This is a genomic window from Streptococcus oralis (assembly GCF_006175905.1).
GTDB lineage: Bacteria > Bacillota > Bacilli > Lactobacillales > Streptococcaceae > Streptococcus > Streptococcus oralis_BG.
The window spans coordinates 40,858-57,467 of sequence record NZ_SSNB01000002.1 but is presented as its reverse complement, the minus strand read 5'-3'; the positions used below and the strand labels follow the sequence as shown (position 1 = coordinate 57,467).

Sequence of the window (16,610 nt, the reverse complement as noted above, 5' to 3'; positions counted from 1 at the left end):
GATGCTAAGAGATTTGCAAGAAACAGATGTGCATGTTGTATGTGAGATTAACCAAGAGGCTTTGGGCTATTCTTTTAGTCCAGAGGACACAGCTAGTCAACTAGCTAGACTGTCTCAGGATTCTCATCATTTCCTACTTGGCTATGAGGATGAGGTCAGCCATGTCCTACTTGGATATGTCCATGCCGAGGTTTACGAATCCCTCTATTCCAAAGCAGGATTCAATATCTTAGCTTTAGCAGTTTCGCCTCAAGCACAAGGACGAGGTATCGGTAAAAGCTTACTGCAAGGGTTGGATCAAGAAGCAAAAAGACGGGGTTATGGGTTTATCCGCTTAAACTCTGCTGATCATCGTCTGGGAGCTCATGCATTTTATGAAAAAGTTGGTTATACTTGTGATAAAGTGCAGAAACGGTTTATTCGCATCTTTTAGTTTATTTTCTTATTGAAAAACAAACTAAAGGACCAGTCACACTATAAAGGAGAAGACCTATGATTTTTGACAAAGACGATTTTAAAGCATACGATGCTGATCTATGGAATGCTATTGCCAAAGAAGAAGAACGCCAACAAAACAATATCGAGTTGATTGCTTCGGAAAACGTGGTTTCCAAGGCTGTTATGGCAGCTCAAGGGTCTATCTTGACAAACAAATATGCCGAGGGTTACCCAGGACGTCGTTATTATGGTGGAACTGATGTGGTAGACGTGGTAGAGACCCTGGCTATTGAGCGTGCCAAAGAAATTTTCGGTGCAAAATTTGCCAATGTCCAACCTCACTCAGGAAGCCAAGCCAACTGTGCTGCTTACATGGCCTTGATTGAGCCAGGTGATACGGTTATGGGAATGGATCTTGCAGCAGGTGGACACTTGACCCACGGAGCTCCTGTAAGCTTCTCTGGTCAAACTTACAACTTCGTTTCTTATAGTGTGGATCCTGAAACAGAACTCTTGGACTTTGATGCCATCTTGAAACAAGCTCAAGAAGTAAAACCAAAACTGATTGTAGCTGGTGCTTCAGCCTATTCTCAAATTATCGACTTCTCAAAATTCCGTGAAATCGCAGATGCTGTTGGGGCTAAGCTTATGGTCGATATGGCCCATATCGCTGGTTTGGTGGCAGCTGGACTTCATCCAAGCCCAGTACCATACGCTCATATCACTACAACAACGACCCACAAAACTCTTCGTGGACCGCGTGGTGGTTTGATTTTGACAAATGATGAGGACCTAGCTAAGAAAATCAACTCAGCTATTTTCCCTGGTATTCAGGGTGGTCCTTTGGAGCATGTTGTCGCTGCTAAGGCTGTTTCCTTCAAAGAAGTTTTGGACCCAGCTTTCAAGGAATATGCTGCTAATGTCATAAAAAACAGCAAGGCTATGGTTGAAGTCTTCTTGCAAGACCCTGATTTCCGCATCATTTCTGGCGGTACTGAAAACCACCTATTCTTAGTGGATGTTACTAAGGTTGTTGAAAACGGAAAAGTGGCTCAAAACTTGCTAGATAAAGTTAATATTACCCTAAATAAAAACTCAATCCCTTACGAAACCTTGTCACCATTCAAGACAAGTGGAATTCGTATCGGAGCAGCAGCCATCACTGCACGTGGATTTGGTGAAGAAGAAAGCCGTAAAGTGGCTGAACTCATCATTAAAACTCTTAAAAATGCAGAAAATGAAGCTGTCTTAGAAGAAGTGAGAAGTGAAGTCAAAGCGTTGACAGATGCCTTCCCACTATACGAGGACTAATACTTTTATGGACATTTATATTAAGAAAGCTATTATCCATCAGTTCAGCCCAGATGATACCGAGCTGTTTCTAGCGGATAAATTTCTCAATATCACTCCAAAAATCGAAGAATACCTGCGTAAAAAAATTGAACGTGTGTATTCAGATGAAGCTAAGACTGGGATTTTCGAGGAAGAAAATCCCTTCTTCAATCACATCACAGATGATTTGTTGGAGACATCAGTAACACTGGCTAATCTCTGGAAAGAGGAGTTCAGCATTTCTGAAAATCTCAAGACCAATGACTTGGTTTTTGTTCAGTTTTCTAAAGAAGGTGTTGAACATTTCGCTTTCTTGCGAATTGCTCTACGTGAGACCTTGACCCACCTCGGTGGAGAAGTTGATAATCCAATCAAGCTGACTCAGAATAACCTGCCTGGATTTGGAACGGGGGCTGATGAGGCTCTGGTGGTCAATCTTCAAAGTCGCAAGTATCATCTCATCGAAAAACGCATCAAGTACAATGGGACTTTCTTGAATTATTTTTCAGAAAATCTCCTAGCTGTTGCCCCTAAGATTTCGCCAAAAAAATCCATCAAGGAACTGGAAAAAACGGCTCAGAGAATTGCAGAGTCCTTTAACACAGATGATTTTCAATTTCAATCCAAGGTCAAATCAGCGATTTTCAACAATCTTGAAGAAAGCAATGAACTGTCACCTGAAAAATTGGCTAATGACCTTTTTGACAACAATCTGACAGCTCGTTTGAGCTTTATCGACCAAGTCAAGGAAGCCGTACCAGAACCAGTCCAGTTCGATGAAATTGATGCCAGTCGTCAGCTCAAGAAATTTGAAAACCAAAAACTTTCCTTGTCAAATGGAATCGAGCTCATCGTTCCCAATAACGTCTATCAAGATGCGGAATCGGTCGAGTTTATCCAAAATGACAATGGAACCTATTCTATCTTAATCAAAAATATCGAGGATATTCAAAGTAAATAATGTTTAAATTTATAAGAAGAGTGCTTGTGCTAGCAGTCTTCCTTTTCGCAGGATACAAAGCTTATCATATCCATCAGGATGTTAAACAAGTCATGACCTACCAACCCATGGTGCGAGAAATCTTGAGCGAAAGAGATACTCCAGCCAATGAAGAGTTAGTGCTCGCTATGATTTATACCGAAACGAAGGGAAAAGAGCGGGATGTCATGCAGTCTAGTGAGTCTGCTAGTGGCGCTACCAATACCATCAATGACGATGCCTCTAGTATTCGCCAAGGGATACAGACACTAACAGATAACCTCTATTTGGCACAGAGCAAAGGAGTAGATGTCTGGACCGCCGTTCAAGCCTATAATTTTGGGCCTGCCTATATCGACTTTATCGCTCAGAATGGCAAGGAAAATACTCTGGCCCTAGCCAAGCGTTACTCCCGAGAAACGGTCGCTCCAATCCTTGGTAATACTACTGGGAAGACCTACACCTATATCAACCCTATTTCTATCTTTCACGGAGCCGAACTCTATGAAAATGGTGGAAATTATTACTATTCGAGACAGGTTCGCTTCAATCTCTATATCATGAAATTCTTTAATTTCTTTTAAACATCTGGTTTGACCAGGTGTTTTTCACTATAAGCTTTTTTTAAGATTGTTTTATTACCCTAGAAGGGTAAAGGAGGGAATATCCCATGAGAAAGAAATTCTTTCTAACAAGTGCTGCAGTATTGTGGGCTGCAACAGCTATAGCGAGCGTCCACGCAGCAACCGATGTTCAAAAAGTAATCGATGAAACCTATGTACAACCCGAATATGTTCTAGGTTCTTCTCTATCTGAAGACCAGAAAAACCAAACTCTTAGCAAACTTGGCTATGATGCATCAAAAGACACTAAAGATATCAAAACTATGACACCTGATGTCTATTCGAAAATTATGAATGTGGCTAATGACGCTAGTCTACAGCTCTATTCATCAGCCAAGATTCAAAAGCTGGGGGATAAGTCGCCTCTAGAAGTCAAGATTGAAACGCCTGAAAATATCACCAAGGTGACGCAGGATATGTACCGTAACGCAGCAGTGACGCTGGGAGTGGAGCATGCCAAAATCACAGTTGCAGCACCTATTCCAGTTACAGGAGAGAGCGCCCTAGCAGGGATTTACTACTCGTTAGAGGCCAATGGTGCCAAAGTACCGCAAGCCAATAAAGACTTGGCCCAAGAAGAGCTAAAAGCCTTATCAGATATCAATGCTGAAAACAAGGACAAATCAGGCTACGATGCCAATAAACTCAATGTCGCTTTGGCAGATATCAAGGCAGGAATCGCAAAAGCAAAAGAAGCCAAAGGTAATTTGACAGAGGAAGATGTCCGCAAAATTGTAGAAGACACACTAAAAAACTATAAACTCGATCAGGTTATAACAGGAAACCAGGTCAATATCATCATCAATTTTGCACTTAACCTCTCAAAGAGTGACATTTTGAACAATGCTGATTTCACTAGAACCCTAAATGACCTCAAGGAAAGCATTGTCTCTCAAGCTGGAGATAGCTTTAAAAATATCAACCTCAACTTTGATGCCAATAAAGCGCTAGAAGACGGGGGCAATTTCTTTAGCTCCCTTTGGCAAGCCATTGTCAACTTCTTCAAGAGTTTTGGTGCTTAGGTCATTTCATGATATAATAGATGGTAACAGAAATGTTGCCGTCTTTTTTTGTCGGCCGATAGAAAGTGAAAAATATGCTAAAGAAAAATGATATTGTAAAAGTTGAAATTGTTGATTTGACCCATGAAGGTGCAGGGGTTGCTAAGGTAGAAGGTTTGGTTTTCTTTGTAGAAAATGCTCTACCAACTGAGAAAATTCTCATGCGTGTCCTTAAAGTCACTAAAAAGATTGGCTACGGGAAAGTTGAAGAATACATTACACATTCTCCGCATCGTAACCAAGACCTTGACCTAGCTTATCTACGCTCAGGTATCGCTGATTTGGGGCATATTGCCTATCCAGAGCAGCTCAAGTTTAAAACCAAGCAAGTCAAAGACAGTCTCTACAAAATTGCTGGCATTAGAGATGTAGAGGTCGCTGAAACACTAGGTATGGAGAATCCTGTCAAGTATCGAAATAAGGCCCAGGTGCCCGTTCGTCGAGTGAATGGTGTCTTGGAAACTGGCTTTTTCCGTAAGAATTCGCATGACCTTATGCCACTCGAAGATTTCTTTATCCAAGATCCAGTGATTGATCAAGTTGTAGTAGTCCTACGTGACTTACTTCGTCGGTATGATTTGAAACCTTATGATGAAAAGGAACAGTCTGGCTTGATTCGGAACCTCGTTGTGCGTCGTGGGCATCATTCAGGACAAATCATGGTCATTTTGGTGACAACTCGTCCAAAAGTTTTTCGAGTGGAGCAGCTGATTGAACAAGTTATCAAGCAGTTCCCAGAGATTGTGTCTGTCATGCAAAATATCAACGACCGAAATACCAATGCGATTTTTGGTAAGGAGTGGAAGACTCTTTACGGCCAAGACTATATTACGGACCAGATGTTGGGAAATGACTACCAAATCGCTGGACCAGCCTTTTACCAGGTCAATACAGAAATGGCAGAGAAACTTTATCAAACAGCTATTGACTTTGCAGAGTTAAGAGAAGATGATGTGGTGATCGACGCTTATTCTGGTATTGGAACGATTGGATTATCAGTCGCCAAGCACGTCAAGGAAGTCTATGGAGTTGAGGTCATCCCAGAAGCAGTTGAGAATAGCCAGAAGAATGCTGCATTAAACAATATCACCAATGCCCACTATGTCTGTGACACAGCTGAAAATGCTATAAAAAATTGGCTCAAGGAGGGGATTCAACCAACTGCCATCCTGGTTGACCCACCAAGAAAAGGCCTCACAGAAAGCTTTATCAAGGCAGGTAGTCAAACAGGAGCAGACCGCATTGCCTATATCTCCTGCAATGTTGCAACCATGGCGCGTGATATCAAACTCTACCAAGAGTTGGGCTATGAATTGAAGAAAATCCAGCCGGTGGATCTATTTCCTCAAACGCACCACGTTGAGGTGGTAGGACTGCTGGAGAGGAAGGGGTAAAACCCACCGTTTCAGGGTTTGCAAAAGGCTTGATATTAAGCCTTTTTTGAATTTTTGAGTGAAGTATCACTCCAACAAGCTGAAGTGAGGTAGTAGGATTGATATCGGTAAAGTATGAGATTTATTTCCACATACGCAGAGGGGGTGTAAAATGTTCTAGTATGCAGGGTGTCTGTGGGAATAGTTTTGCACCCCCTTTTTTTTGATATCACCAAGATGGTCGATGGAAGTAGGAGTTCAGTAATTGATACAATAGTCTACAATGAAATGCTTTATAACCTAGTATTTCTATATTGAAAGATGTGACATGCTTGATTGCATACACCAAATAGTGGGAAGTATTCAATCGATTTATAAAGTTGAATCAAAATTCTAAAAAACACTTGCAATCTGACGAGTTTGTGATACAATATTGATTATAAGGTTATCGGGAAGATGACCAAGTCAAAAAAGGAGAATAATGATATGCCAGCAATTTCGTTGACCCCAGAACAGTTAAAGTCTGAAGCACAAACTTATACCAATGCTTCTGAACAATTGAAAGATGCCATTAACAAAGTTTCAGGCGCAAATGGTCGTCTTCAAGGACAATGGCAGGGTGCGGCTTTCCAATCTTACTTGGAACAATTCCAACAATTATCAGTAAGCGTAACTCAAATGGAACAACTTCTTGAAAGTATCCATGCACAATTGAATCAATACGCAGATACTGTTGCTGATCGTGACCGTCAGGATGCAACTTCATTTGGTTTGAATTAATCATCGGTGAACGGTGCTTCGAAAGGGGCGTCGTTTTTTGCTAGTTATAAGTGGAAAAGGGAATAATGAATAGTCCTCATAAAGAAAAACGATACTTAAAAATTTTAACTGCAGTAGCATGCGTATCCCTGTTATCAGGTTCTCTTGTTTATTTTGCATTAAAGGATCAGAGCCTTCACTATTCAAGTGAGATTAAGCAAACTGCTAAGGTTCAATATGCGCTTGTGAATGAAGATAAAGGTGCAAGGTTTGAAAATACTGATTATAATTTAGGTTCGGATTTTGTCACTTTAATTAATCAGGATACAGAGAATAACTGGGAGACAACTAATCGTAGCGTGGCTGAAGCAGGATTGAAGTCTGGTCAGTTTGATGCAGTTATTACTCTTCCGTCAGACTTTTCTGAGAAATTGTTGAGCTTAGAGAGTGTTTCTCCAGAAAAAGCCACTGTTTCTTACCAGATTCGCGAAGGGCAAAACGAACAAGCTAATCAGGCTGTCCACAGTCAAGTTAATACAGTCTTACAAGGATTTAATCAACGGGTGGTTCGGATGTATTTTTCGAGCATCATTCGGAATCTTTCAGATGCACAGACGAATGTGAATCAGATGGCATCTACAGAGTTGTCTCAAAATACGTTCATCATTTCAAATATTCAAGCTCCATTTTCGACCCTACCAGATTCATTTAGAAGTACTCAATCCATTGCAAATAGTCTGAAGACGGATAATGAACTCTTTAAGACCCAACAAGAAGCTTTTGTTAAATCAGTCGCAAGCAGCATGGAAGCGAACAACAACTCTTTAGATGTTTCTGGGAAAGCCCTTGAGTCTACAACAAACTCTGTGAATGAGTTTTCAAAAGAAGCTAATACTCGTCTTGAAAAGTCAACCGACCAATATAAGGAGCAATCTGAAAAAGATAAGGCTACCTTGGAAAAACAATGGACAGATGATCAGAAACATTATTTTGACTTGTATAATGCCCTTTACACTGTCGGGAATGCTAAATTAAAAGAATTGCAGTCTTCCGATACGGCAACCGGTTCCTTTATGGCAGATTTCAAGGCTAAGGCGGGGGAGTATAAAACTGCACAAAGTAAGGTCAAGGGGAACTTAGAGGCACAAATCACTTCTTTAGAAAAAGAAGTAGCGGAGCTTAGAGCACTCAGGGAGACCATTGCAGAGACTTATTATGGCTCTAAGGATTTAAGTGATCAGACAGCTACTGATAAAGATATTCGCTCGGCTATTTTGAACTTAATGACGAAGCCAGAAAATCGAAGCAAACTCCCTAAGCAGTATATTGAGGCAATTGCTAGTCACTTACCGATGATTTCATCTGGAGATTTGAGTGCTCTCATTGCTAAATTAGAGCAAGATAAATTGATCTCATCAGATGAGGCTACAACTTATCGTAATGCACTGAAAATTGTGTCTAACTACAGTAGCGAGTTGGGTGGCTCTTTAGGACAAAATACAACCTTTAAGTATCTGTCCTCAGCGGCTACTGTTACTAGTCCAGTGACCTATCCCATTCACCAAACTCTAGAATTTGATCCGTCAACTGGTAGTCAGACAGTCCAATTGAACATCGATGATGCAAAGATGGGGAATCTTGAACTGGAAGGTGTGACGAAAGATTCAATTGAAGCCTCTATCCGTCAACAGTTAAAAGATACAGGCTATCATGTGACAGCTGCAGTATCAGGAAATACAATTCAAGTCACATTTGTCAATGAAAGAACGGCGTCAACTACTCCTGTCGCCTCTTCGGGCTCAGGGGGATCAAGTACTTCAAATGCGGGTGCAAGTGATGCAGCAACATCTACAAATTCCACTTCTACAAGTGAAAGAACGGCAGCAACGCCAACTACTTCATCAGAAGTCAGTCAACCAAGCTATGCGACACTTCCTAAAAAGGTGAGTGTCACGATTAGTGGTCAGATAAAGTGGAATTTATCTGATGATGTGAAAAAGAATTCCTATAACCAAGTAGGTTATAGTTGGACAGATGGAAGTTCAGTTCAAGCTAGTGCTCAATTATCTGTCTTTAATGGTAAGTATGACACTTTGGCTGAGGATTTACCTGCGATTCTGAAAAACTTCCAAAACCTAGACCTTACTGCCCAACAAATCGTTACTTTATTTGCATCACCAGGGGCAAGTTTAGATATCAATCAATTTGCAGGCACGCTATCAAGTGGTACTCTCGTACAAAAGGCTAGTCCAGATTCTGTATATAGTCTCTACAATAATCTAACTGACGATGAACGGGCTTCAGAAATATCGGATGTTTTAGTTACGAAGTATCGACTTGCAGGAGATAATTTATACAAACAGGTAGATCAGCAATTAAAGGATGTGACAGATATTCTAGGTGAAAAAGAGAATCCTAAAGAAGGCACCCTTCATCAAGTGTATCAGTCTCTCCCAGACTCAGATTTGCTTGTTAAGCAAGCTTCTGCCTTAAATACCTGGTATGGGGAAATGCAGAAGGTCTTAGATGAGGCTCATAATCAGTGGAAAGATTCTGAGAAACTTGCTTATGAATCAGTTGTCAATGATCAAAATCCACAACCAGAGAAGATGAATACCTCTAAGCTGGAAGAAGATGTGAAGTCACTTTTGTCTCAATACGATAGCTTACGAGATAGTTCTAAAAAAGCTGCACAAGCTACAGCTGATGGAGCTGCTCAGGTACGAGATATCTCACCACAAATCCAACAGTTAAACGAGACAACAGAGTCGGTTCAAAAGTCTGCGGATGGTGTTCTTTCCAGTCTGAATCAGAGTGTGAAGGAAACAAGTGGTACAGTTGAGAAAAATACCTCTTATGCAGAACAGTTTGGAAAGGTGCTTGCCAATGCGAAAAGTGGAGGTGCTGATAACAAGCAAGTGTTTAATTTCTTATCCGATCCAATTACTACAAAAGTTACAGAAGGTAAGACACAGGCAACTAGTCACATTTCCATCATCCCCTATTATATGACCTTGTTGTTATCGGTTATTTCTTTTGTGATAGCTATGACGATCGGACGCTTTGTTAAAGATAGACAGGAAAGGGAAGAAACTGATCTTTTGACAACGAAAAAGTGGGACTTGAAACTTCAAAGTTTCTTACCGACAATCATAACAGTTGCTGTTGGTTCGATTTTGTTTTCAGGAGTTACAATAGGAGTAGCAACAGCAGCTAATGGATTCTTATGGTTCATTTATAGCTTTATGTTAATGGCAAGCTTGATTTTGATGCTATCTTACGGCTTGAAGAAAGCTCCGTATCCGACTTATATTGTATCCGCATCCCTCTTAGGTTTTTATCTCCTACTAACTCCTATTTTGGGAGTAGCAACTCAATCAGGAAGTTTCCTTAATTTCTTATATCGAATGTCTCCGTTACAAAATATTGAAAATGGCTTTAGTTATCTCTTGGTCGGTGGTAGCTTAAGCATTGTAACAATTCTTCTACTCTTATTATTTGTAGGAATCGGAGTTAGTCTTAATCTCTTTACAAGAAAGAAATAATCAAGGTAAGGATCCGTAAGGATCCTTTTTGTTTTCTTGTGAGATGGTGTGATTTGTAGTATAATAAAGCTATCTTTACCAAGTGGGGGAGGAGATTTATGAAGAAGGTTCAAGTCATTTTTAGTCTATTATTGTTGTGTCTTTTTCTTAACTCAGGTGATGTCCGAGCAGATGATGGAAGTTTTGAAATTAATAATCAAACCATCTATGATCAAGGGAACAGTCCTCAGACTACTAAGTCTAAGAATATTCCTGAATTATTTTTAGAAGATAGTGTGAAGAAAGAAAAACAGCTACAAAAAGCACAGCAAGAGAATATTCATCAAGCGCAGTCCTCTCTTTTTACCGGGACTAAAGATACGAATAGTTTTCAGAGTCAGGATAAGGTGACGCGTGGCTTGTTTCAAGCAGATTATAGAGCAGATGAAACAATTTTGACTGGAGAGAGCACCTCTAACACTTCGCTACCTACTTGGCTATCTATTTTGGGATTTGGGATAGGTCTACTTGGAGTGACCTATCTAGGTGTTTGGCTAGGTAGGAAGTACTCAAAAGTGCTTCGTTTTAAGAAGGAGAGTGTGTGATGAAGATAATTACGGTTGGTATAAAATGGAGAGACCAAATATATGATTTGAAACTTCCAACACAGGTTTCATTCAAGAGAGTAAAAGAGCTGATATGTGAGTCATTTTCAATGATGAACCAAGAGCTACCAAGTCACTTTGATCTTCAAGTGACTAATAAATCAATTGTCTTTTATGATGATGACCAGATAGCGGACTTTCCTTTAGGAAACGGAGATCAATTAGAAATTGTAGGGAGAAAGAAATGAAAGTACAAGAGACAAGTATCCAATCCAAGTGGTCGAAAGAGGCTGGTGAATTAGAGATTAAGTTATCCGCTAATCAATTTCAACTGAATCGGATGAAGCAGTATCGATTCTTTTTAGAAAGCACGGCACATTTAGCTCAAGGAGCAGTGAAAGAAGAGGCAGAAGAGGTCGTCCGTCTTTCTTACCAAATTCCAGCAGGTTATCAGTCGATTCGAGAAGCTGTTGAAAATAAAGAAATCTTAGAGCGCCTTCATCTTTTTCAAAAGTTACAATTCTTAAAAGAAACTGTCGATCAGCCTATGAAACCCTTTATTCACCCAGATAATCTGTTTGTAAGCGGGGAAAGTGTCCTTTTAGGACATAGAGGGATGACAGATAGTGTTGTTCCTTTTTCACTCATGAAAGAGGACTTGTTAAAGCAATATAAGGCTTTAGCTGTGTTCATTTTACAACCTAAGCTCAACTTTGAAGAGTTAATTGATAGTCTTATGACGGTAAAAAATGCTTTTGCGGAAACTCTTTTTAAAGCGGAGACTTTTGATGAAGTAGACCATCTCATTAGTGAGCAGGTTCGTATCCAAGAAGAGAAGCGTCAAAAGGAAAAACTGTTTGTCTCGAAAAGGAACTATCAATTGTTTAAATGGGGTTCTTTAGGACTCGCAATTGTAACAGTTGCGATGGGGATTGCAACAGGTATTTATACTTTTTATGTGGTGCCTAAGCAGGATAAAATCATTCAGGCTGAGACGAGTTACATTGCTAAGGATTATACGGCAGTGGTAGAAGGTCTTAAGTCAGAAGCTCCAAATAGTCTTCCGAAGGGAGTCCAGTATACACTTGCGGCTAGCTCGTTAGAGTTAGACAATCTGACTCAAGAACAAAAGGAAGCTGTATCTAGAAACTTGTCACAGAAATCTAGTGAGAATACTCTTTCTTATTGGATCTATATCGGCCGTGGGGAACTTGAAAAAGCACTTGATATTGCTCAAAATATTGGGGACATTCAGTATATCCTTCATGCTTATACGAAGCTCTATGATCAGGTCAATACAGACAGTACGATGAGCGGAGCGAAAAAGCGAGAACTCCTTGAAAAGTATCAAAAAGAAATTGATAAGTTACAGGAACAATTAAACGGAAGTTCAAAGGCAAATAGTACATCAAAGGAGACTAAAAATGGCAACTAAGGGCAAACAAGCGACTTGGAGTCAAAAGCTGTCAGATGAAGAGGTTCTTTGGCATGTGTTTTCGTTTAAAGAATGCTTTGAGTACAAAGAGTTGACCGAAAGGGCCTCCTCAATCAATATTGGAGAAAGTCATATCTCAATTACTGAAAGTGGTCTTGAAAAGGACGGAATCCCTTGGGCTGGTCAGGAGGAGGAAAGTCTGGTAGCCATTCCACATGAACAGATTCAGATCCATTCCTTTACCTATCCTAAGCAGGACTTACTCTTTTCTAAGGAGAAGAAAGCAGATGTTTGCCTTGAAAGTCAAGCTCTCCTTTACCTGAAGGTTAAGGAGAATACCTATCATCTCTCTGGATCATCTAATGGAGCTAAGGTTTATCTAAATGGACAAATTCTAGAGGAAGTTGATGCCTCTATTCAGGTAGGGGATGTTTTGGTGGTGGACTGCTTTCTTTTCTCATTTCGAGAACATCAGATCCATTTCCTGCCCTTGAGCGGACAGTACACTATCCAATCTGATCATTTGTTTGAAGAACCTTATCAAGCTGAGTTCCCACATGAGTTTCCTAATTATCGTAGAAGTCCACGCATTTATCTAAAAGAGCCTGAGGACAAGGTGGAAATCAATTCACCAGCGCCAGAAGAAAAACTTAGACGTGGTGAGCTATGGCGTGCGATCGTACCGCCTGTTGGAATGGTGGTGATTAGCGGAGCCTCTAGTGTCTTTATGCAGGGGAATGCCCTGCTTATGATGGGAATGGCCAGTGCCAGTCTCTTGACGGCTGGATTTTCAGTATCGAGCTATTTTACCAACAAAAAGGAAGTCAAAGAGAAGAATCAGAAAAGAAACGATGATTATCAAGAGTATCTCTTAGAGACAGGAAGCCAATTGAGTCGTCTAAAGGCGAAACAAAAGAAAGCCTTGACATATAATTTTCCATCGGTTGATGAATTAGTGGATTTAGTAGAAAGTTACAACCCACGGATTTATGAGAAGATGGTGACAAATGATGACTTTCTAAAGGTTCATTTGGGAACTGGAGCGATTGATTCTAGTTATTCCTTACGTTTTCAACCAACCAATCGCAAGGAAGACTGGAGCCGCTTTGTCGAGAAAAAACTGGTACAACCTCATATAAAATTAGAGGATGCGCCTATTGTTCTCTCTCTACGTGATCAGGCTTTGGGATTAGCGGGAGCAGCTCCTGTCTTACGAGTAGCAGTTCAAACACTATTGTTTCAGATTGCGGCGCTCCACTCCTACCATGATGTAGAGTTTGTGACCTTGGTTTCCCAAGAGGAATACGAGAATCACTGGCGAGAATGGCGCTGGTTGCCTCATGCGCAAATGCGGAGTCTCAATCTACGGGGACTTATTCATGATGACCAGACCAGGGACATGGTCTTGACCTCTTTTTACCAGATGTTAGTCAAGCGTCGTCAGGTCGTTCGGGAACAAAAGCAGGAGCAAATCTTCTCGCCGCACTATGTCTTGACGATTTTGGATGAGTCATGGCTGTCGGGACATGGGCTCAATGAATTTCTGGCAGAGGATATGACCCAGTATGGGGTGACTGTTATCTGGGGTAAGGAAAGCCTCAATATGTTGCCTGAAACGGTGACGGCAGTGGTTGATTACCAAAATGGAGAAACAGCCAAGCTCGTCAATAATCATCATATCTATGTCAACCAAGACTTTAAGCCTAATCGTCTGCCTCAAAATGGAAAACTTGAAGAAGCGATTTACCGTTTGGCCAATCTCAATCATATCGAAGTGGAGAAAAACTCGATTCCAGATACGATTTCCTTTATGGAACTCTACGGTGTTAAGCAGGTCGAGGAATTGGATGTGGAGAAACGCTGGCAGGCGGCGGATGCATCTAAGTCTCTCGCTGTACCTCTAGGTGTTCGAGGGAAGGATGATATTGTGCTGCTCAACCTTCATGAGCGTGCCCATGGTCCACACGGACTAGTTGCAGGGACTACCGGATCTGGTAAGTCTGAAATTGTGCAGAGCTATATTCTGTCTCTAGCTGTTAACTTTGCGCCAGAAGATGTTGGATTTCTTCCGATTGACTTCAAAGGGGGAGGAATGGCCAATCTCTTTGCCAAGCTGCCTCACTTGATGGGTGCTATTACTAACTTGGATGGAGCTGGGACGGCTCGTGCGCTGAAGAGTATTCGTGCGGAACTTCAAAAGCGTCAGCGTCTCTTTGGGAAATTCGGTGTCAACCATATCAATGGCTATACCAAGCTCTATAAAAAAGGGAGGGCACTTAGCGATCCAGAGGAGAAAAAGACCTATCCGACAGAGCCCTTACCTCATCTTTTCCTGATCTCAGATGAGTTTGCGGAGTTGAAGCAAAATGAACCAGAGTTTATGGCAGAACTCGTCTCCACGGCACGTATCGGACGTTCCCTAGGGGTTCACCTGATCCTTGCGACTCAAAAGCCATCTGGAGTGGTGGATGAGCAGATCTGGTCTAATTCTCGCTTTAAGCTGGCACTCAAGGTTGCCGATCCTTCAGACTCAAATGAGATTATCAAAACTCCAGATGCGGCTAGTATCACTCAGCCTGGTCGTGCTTATCTTCAGGTCGGAAACAATGAAATCTATGAACTCTTCCAGTCAGCATGGAGTGGAGCAGATTATCAGCCTTATAGTGATGAAGGTAATCAAGTAGATGAACGGATTTGGTTAGTGAATCAACTAGGGCAGAGCGAACTCTTGATTGACGGAAATGATGGGGATTACTCGGTTGAAGAGACACAAGAGCAGGAGACAGAGCTTGAAGCTGTGATTGATTATATCAATAAGGAAACGGAGCGTCTGCAAGTCATCCTCCCTGAAAAGCCATGGTTACCACCTCTTGGAGAGGAGCTAGTAGGAGCGGCAATTGACCATCAAGCAGAGTGGACAACCCCACGTCAACTCTCCATTCCACTAGGCATGCTGGATCTGCCAAGTGCTCAAAAGCAGGAGGTCTACCACTTTGATATTGAGGAGTTGGGCAATACCGTCTTATATGGGTCCCCAGGCTTTGGAAAATCAACAGCTCTTCAAACTATCCTCATGAATCTGGCTCGTAGAAATACGCCTGAGCAAGTTCAGTTTAACCTTTTTGATTTTGGGACGAATGGTCTCTTACCAATTAGAGGGTTGCCACATGTGGCGGATCTGGTTCGACTAGATGAGGAAGAAAAGCTCCTCAAGTATCTGAAACGTCTGGATAGTCTTATGAAAGAGCGGAAAGCCCTCTTTACAGAGGTTGGCGTGTCTAGTCTCTCACAGTATGAGCAAAAGACAGGTCAAGCACTCCCTGTTCTTCTCAACATCTTTGATGGCTATGACTCAGTACGGGAAAGCCCATTAGAGGAGATCATCGAGTCAGCTGTCAACCAGCTCCTACGTGAAGGAGCTAGTCTGGGTATTTATACTCTGATAACCGTACTCAGCGCTAGTAGCTTGCGTTTACGGATGAGCTCGACGATTCCCAATGCTTTGTGCTTTTACTTAGTAGAAGAAGGAGCGCTTCGGACGGTTATGGGACGTGATGCCCTGCCAGGCCAGGAAATTGTCGGCCGTGCTCAGGTGACACAGGAAGAAGTTCTAGAGTTACAAGTCTATCTGCCGATAGAAGGAAAAGACGATATCGACCGTCTTTCTCACTTAACAGCAGAAATCCAATCGATGAATCAGGACTGGCAAGGCTTACGTCCAGAAGCAGTACCTATGTTGCCAAGTAAGATTTCTACGAGTTTCTTTGAAGATCACGAGGAAGTTCAGGATATGTGGCAAAGAGGCGAGTTGCCAATTGGTTTTGACAAAGAAAGTACACACCCGGTTGGCTTTGTGCCAAAACGAGACGGCTACTTTGAGCTTCTCTATGATACCATGCAACAGCTAGAATATGGCGAAGCAGCGCTTCTGACAGGCTTAGAAAAAGTGCCTAGTCACATTAAAAAGTTCTTGGTGGATCCAACAGGAAACTACCATCAGTCGGAAGGGCTGTTCGACGAAGTATTTGTGGGCGAGGAGATCCCTGGTTTCTTTATGGATATGCAGTCTGAAGTGGATGCGCGCACGCCAGCTGATTTGGATTATCCTATCTACATCTTGATTCCAGAAGCACAAGCCCTCAGCAAGCTTATGAATCTTAAGATGACAGAAGATGCCTTTAAGGCTCTCCTGCACAAAGGAGGGACAGTTGGGCTCCACTTCATCTTTATGGGTGAGCTTCGTCAGATCGTTAACGGCTATATGGAAGTGGATAAGATTCTGAAGGTCAATGTGCCTGCAGGCTGTATCGGTATTCGTTTCCAAGACCAGAATGTTGTATCTATCAAGAGTAGCTTCACAGAATCGGTTGTCGGAGTGGATGAGTACAACTACTTCACCAGCCGAGAAGGCTATCGTATTAAGCTTATCAGTGAATAAAAGCGAGTCATTTGACTTGCTTTTATTTTTCATTCCTTATGGT

Annotated in this window: 12 protein-coding genes; all 12 read left to right on the top strand. The window is 41.6% G+C overall.

Features of this window, described 5'->3' with window-relative positions:
• The first annotated feature begins 1 nt into the window (after nucleotide 1).
• The 12 genes from E7Y33_RS04790 to essC all read left to right on the top strand — a co-directional run bounded on the left by E7Y33_RS04790 (nucleotide 2) and on the right by essC (nucleotide 16,567).
• Entirely contained in the window at nucleotides 2–433 is a 432-nt protein-coding gene (locus tag E7Y33_RS04790) for a GNAT family N-acetyltransferase (protein ID WP_139689798.1), read from the top strand.
• A gap of 59 nt (nucleotides 434–492) precedes the next feature.
• Nucleotides 493–1,749, top strand: a complete 1,257-nt coding sequence (gene glyA, locus E7Y33_RS04785; protein WP_139689797.1) for a serine hydroxymethyltransferase — start codon at nucleotides 493–495, stop codon at nucleotides 1,747–1,749.
• 7 nt (nucleotides 1,750–1,756) lie between these two features.
• The gene (locus E7Y33_RS04780) at nucleotides 1,757–2,731 is read left to right on the top strand and encodes a nucleoid-associated protein (protein WP_000356115.1); all 975 of its coding nucleotides are present in this window, start codon (nucleotides 1,757–1,759) and stop codon (nucleotides 2,729–2,731) included.
• Entirely contained in the window at nucleotides 2,731–3,333 is a 603-nt protein-coding gene (locus tag E7Y33_RS04775; RefSeq protein WP_042768074.1) for a lysozyme family protein, read from the top strand. The genes E7Y33_RS04780 and E7Y33_RS04775 overlap by 1 nt, the downstream gene beginning before the upstream one ends.
• A gap of 86 nt (nucleotides 3,334–3,419) precedes the next feature.
• The gene (locus E7Y33_RS04770) at nucleotides 3,420–4,394 is read left to right on the top strand and encodes a DUF1002 domain-containing protein (RefSeq protein ID WP_139689796.1); all 975 of its coding nucleotides are present in this window, start codon (nucleotides 3,420–3,422) and stop codon (nucleotides 4,392–4,394) included.
• 74 nt (nucleotides 4,395–4,468) lie between these two features.
• Entirely contained in the window at nucleotides 4,469–5,827 is a 1,359-nt protein-coding gene (gene rlmD / locus E7Y33_RS04765; protein WP_139689795.1) for a 23S rRNA (uracil(1939)-C(5))-methyltransferase RlmD, read from the top strand.
• A gap of 465 nt (nucleotides 5,828–6,292) precedes the next feature.
• A complete protein-coding gene (locus tag E7Y33_RS04760) occupies nucleotides 6,293–6,586 on the top strand; it encodes a WXG100 family type VII secretion target (RefSeq protein WP_001110967.1) in 294 nt (97 codons plus the stop codon).
• 65 nt (nucleotides 6,587–6,651) lie between these two features.
• Entirely contained in the window at nucleotides 6,652–10,110 is a 3,459-nt protein-coding gene (esaA, locus tag E7Y33_RS04755; protein WP_139689794.1) for a type VII secretion protein EsaA, read from the top strand.
• A 98-nt stretch (nucleotides 10,111–10,208) separates the two neighbouring features.
• A complete protein-coding gene (locus E7Y33_RS04750; RefSeq protein ID WP_000757695.1) occupies nucleotides 10,209–10,694 on the top strand; it encodes a type VII secretion EssA family protein in 486 nt (161 codons plus the stop codon).
• A complete protein-coding gene (locus tag E7Y33_RS04745; protein WP_139689916.1) occupies nucleotides 10,694–10,942 on the top strand; it encodes an EsaB/YukD family protein in 249 nt (82 codons plus the stop codon). Before E7Y33_RS04750 ends, E7Y33_RS04745 begins: the two co-directional genes overlap by 1 nt.
• Nucleotides 10,939–12,129 carry a type VII secretion protein EssB gene (gene essB / locus E7Y33_RS04740; RefSeq protein WP_139689793.1) on the top strand — a complete coding sequence of 397 codons (1,191 nt, stop codon included), beginning with the start codon at nucleotides 10,939–10,941 and terminating at the stop codon, nucleotides 12,127–12,129. The genes E7Y33_RS04745 and essB overlap by 4 nt, the downstream gene beginning before the upstream one ends.
• The gene (essC, locus tag E7Y33_RS04735) at nucleotides 12,119–16,567 is read left to right on the top strand and encodes a type VII secretion protein EssC (RefSeq protein WP_139689792.1); all 4,449 of its coding nucleotides are present in this window, start codon (nucleotides 12,119–12,121) and stop codon (nucleotides 16,565–16,567) included. Before essB ends, essC begins: the two co-directional genes overlap by 11 nt.
• The last annotated feature ends 43 nt before the right edge of the window (nucleotides 16,568–16,610 follow it).

Coding starts and splice junctions, on each gene's coding strand:
- E7Y33_RS04790 (WP_139689798.1), top strand. CDS start 2: ATGCTAAGAGATTTGCAAGAAACAGATGTGCATGTTGTATGTGAGATT.
- glyA (WP_139689797.1), top strand. CDS start 493: ATGATTTTTGACAAAGACGATTTTAAAGCATACGATGCTGATCTATGG.
- E7Y33_RS04780 (WP_000356115.1), top strand. CDS start 1,757: ATGGACATTTATATTAAGAAAGCTATTATCCATCAGTTCAGCCCAGAT.
- E7Y33_RS04775 (WP_042768074.1), top strand. CDS start 2,731: ATGTTTAAATTTATAAGAAGAGTGCTTGTGCTAGCAGTCTTCCTTTTC.
- E7Y33_RS04770 (WP_139689796.1), top strand. CDS start 3,420: ATGAGAAAGAAATTCTTTCTAACAAGTGCTGCAGTATTGTGGGCTGCA.
- rlmD (WP_139689795.1), top strand. CDS start 4,469: ATGCTAAAGAAAAATGATATTGTAAAAGTTGAAATTGTTGATTTGACC.
- E7Y33_RS04760 (WP_001110967.1), top strand. CDS start 6,293: ATGCCAGCAATTTCGTTGACCCCAGAACAGTTAAAGTCTGAAGCACAA.
- esaA (WP_139689794.1), top strand. CDS start 6,652: ATGAATAGTCCTCATAAAGAAAAACGATACTTAAAAATTTTAACTGCA.
- E7Y33_RS04750 (WP_000757695.1), top strand. CDS start 10,209: ATGAAGAAGGTTCAAGTCATTTTTAGTCTATTATTGTTGTGTCTTTTT.
- E7Y33_RS04745 (WP_139689916.1), top strand. CDS start 10,694: ATGAAGATAATTACGGTTGGTATAAAATGGAGAGACCAAATATATGAT.
- essB (WP_139689793.1), top strand. CDS start 10,939: ATGAAAGTACAAGAGACAAGTATCCAATCCAAGTGGTCGAAAGAGGCT.
- essC (WP_139689792.1), top strand. CDS start 12,119: ATGGCAACTAAGGGCAAACAAGCGACTTGGAGTCAAAAGCTGTCAGAT.